3 protein-coding genes are annotated in these 2008 nt (G+C 44.0%); 2 read left to right on the forward strand and 1 reads right to left on the reverse strand.

The window, feature by feature from the left end:
• Nucleotides 1–191 precede the first annotated feature (191 nt).
• Nucleotides 192–434: a cell division protein ZapB gene (gene zapB / locus ELS82_RS24440; RefSeq protein ID WP_134837709.1), complete on the reverse strand. Its 243-nt coding sequence runs from the start codon at nucleotides 432–434 to the stop codon at nucleotides 192–194.
• A gap of 313 nt (nucleotides 435–747) precedes the next feature.
• Between zapB and glpX the strand changes: the two genes are divergently transcribed.
• Both glpX and ELS82_RS24450 read left to right on the forward strand, forming a co-directional pair.
• Nucleotides 748–1755 carry a class II fructose-bisphosphatase gene (gene glpX, locus ELS82_RS24445; protein ID WP_053441450.1) on the forward strand — a complete coding sequence of 336 codons (1008 nt, stop codon included), beginning with the start codon at nucleotides 748–750 and terminating at the stop codon, nucleotides 1753–1755.
• Between the two features lie 152 nt (nucleotides 1756–1907).
• A partial coding sequence (locus tag ELS82_RS24450; RefSeq protein WP_370447491.1) for a transposase DNA-binding-containing protein occupies nucleotides 1908–2008 on the forward strand: 101 nt, incomplete at its 3' end.

Genomic DNA, 2008 nt, shown 5'->3' on the forward strand with positions numbered 1-2008 from the left:
ATCAAGCTCAAGCAAATGCGAGAAAGCGTCAGCCATTTCATTTTACCAGACAAAAGAAAGGACCGAACGTTTCCACGTTCAGTCCTCTTTGTTCCGGCCAAATATCCGTTTAGGTATAAGCGTTAGCGCTTATCCGAATGGCATTAGAACACAATGTTCGGCCTTTTTTATCTGTTCAAGTAAAGTATGACTTACTCTACTTCATCCATCTTACCTAGTAGGTTACGGATGCGCTCTTGCCATGCAGAGTGCTCTTGTTGCATCTGCTGAGCTTTCTGCTCAAGCTCTTCACGGTTTGCGCGTAGATCGCTCGCTTCAGTTGCTAGCTTTTCTTTTTCTTCTTTAAGCTCTTCAACTTCCATCTGTAGAAGGGCAATAGTATCTACTGCAGTTTGGATTTTAGTTTCTAGTTGTTCTAGTACTTCAAAAGACATCTTAGCCTACCTATATTTATTCGGATAAGGGTTTTGGTCACTGATGTACCAAAACCTATTTTGTTCCATTCTACTCAGCCGAGAGCTGATAAACACTCCCTATATTTGATATTTTGCACCATTCGGTCAAAAAAACAGCGCAAATTGACAATCACCTTACATCTAGGGAGCTGGTTAATCTCAATGACCAATTTAACCCACTAGATTGATGCAGTTCAATGGTCGTTCAATTAAAAAAGCAAACGTTTCCTTCTTGATATGCTAAAATTCTGCCGTTTTTTATTTTTCTCTTTCCTTGAATTTTGGAGTCATCATGAAACGCGATTTAGCAATGGCATTTTCTCGAGTTACCGAAGGGGCAGCACTAGCTGGTTACAAATGGCTTGGTCGAGGCGACAAAAATGCAGCTGATGGTGCAGCCGTGGAAGTTATGCGCACCCTACTCAACAAAACAGAGATCAGCGGAGAGATCGTGATTGGTGAAGGCGAGATCGATGATGCACCTATGCTCTACATCGGTGAACAAGTCGGTATTGGTGGTGATGAAGTCGACATTGCAGTAGACCCAATTGAAGGGACACGTATGACAGCAATGGGTCAATCGAATGCCCTTGCTGTGCTGGCTGCAGGTGAGAAAGGAAGCTTCCTCAAAGCGCCAGATATGTACATGGAAAAATTGGTTGTAGGCCCAGGTGCAAAAGGCTGCATTGACCTGAATAAGCCACTAAAAGAAAACTTAGAGAACATTGCTAAGGCGCTAAACAAGACACTAGATACCTTGGTTGTGATTACCTTAGCTAAGCCTCGTCACGATGAAGTGATTGCACAGATGCAAGCAATGGGCGTAAGAGTATTTGCTGTGCCTGATGGCGACGTTGCAGCGTCAATCCTTACGTGTATGCCTGACAGCGAAGTAGATGCTATGTACTGTATTGGTGGCGCTCCTGAAGGCGTAGTATCTGCAGCAGTAATTCGCGCACTAGATGGCGACATGCATGGCCAACTGCTTCCACGTCATGAAGTGAAAGGCGACAGCGAAGAAAACCGTATCTATGGTGCAGCTGAGTTGAAACGCTGTGAAGAGATGGGCGTTAAAGCCAATGTTGTACTAACGATGGAAGATATGGCTCGCAGTGATAATGTTGTTTTCGCCGCAACGGGGATTACCAAAGGTGACCTGCTTGAAGGCATCACCCGTCAAGGTAATATTGCGACTACTGAAACGCTATTAATTCGTGGTCGCTGCCGTACGATTCGTCGTATTAAGTCAATTCACTACTTAGAGCGTAAAGATCCTGAAGTTAGAGATATTATTCTTTAATAGGGCAGCAACTAGAATAAACAAAAGGTCAGCATTAGCCTGTCTCTTATACACAATTCCCCAAGCCACAGCTTGGGGATTTTTTTTGAACTAATTGCATGTTCTATGATCTGATCATCTAAGCAATGACAAGGATGATTACCATGACTTATATAGAGCCAACTCTTTGGGCGCAAAAGCAATTCGGTCAAGCCCACCTCAATGACCCAAGACGTACTCAAAGACTCGTCGCTCTCGCTGCCTCATTGGCTGA

This window comes from Vibrio ouci (genome assembly GCF_004551525.1).
GTDB classification, from domain to species: Bacteria; Pseudomonadota; Gammaproteobacteria; order Enterobacterales; family Vibrionaceae; genus Vibrio; species Vibrio ouci.

Bases quoted from the DNA above. Each gene is read 5' to 3' on its own strand.
- zapB (WP_134837709.1), bottom strand. From the start codon at position 434: ATGTCTTTTGAAGTACTAGAACAACTAGAAACTAAAATCCAAACTGCA.
- glpX (WP_053441450.1), top strand. From the start codon at position 748: ATGAAACGCGATTTAGCAATGGCATTTTCTCGAGTTACCGAAGGGGCA.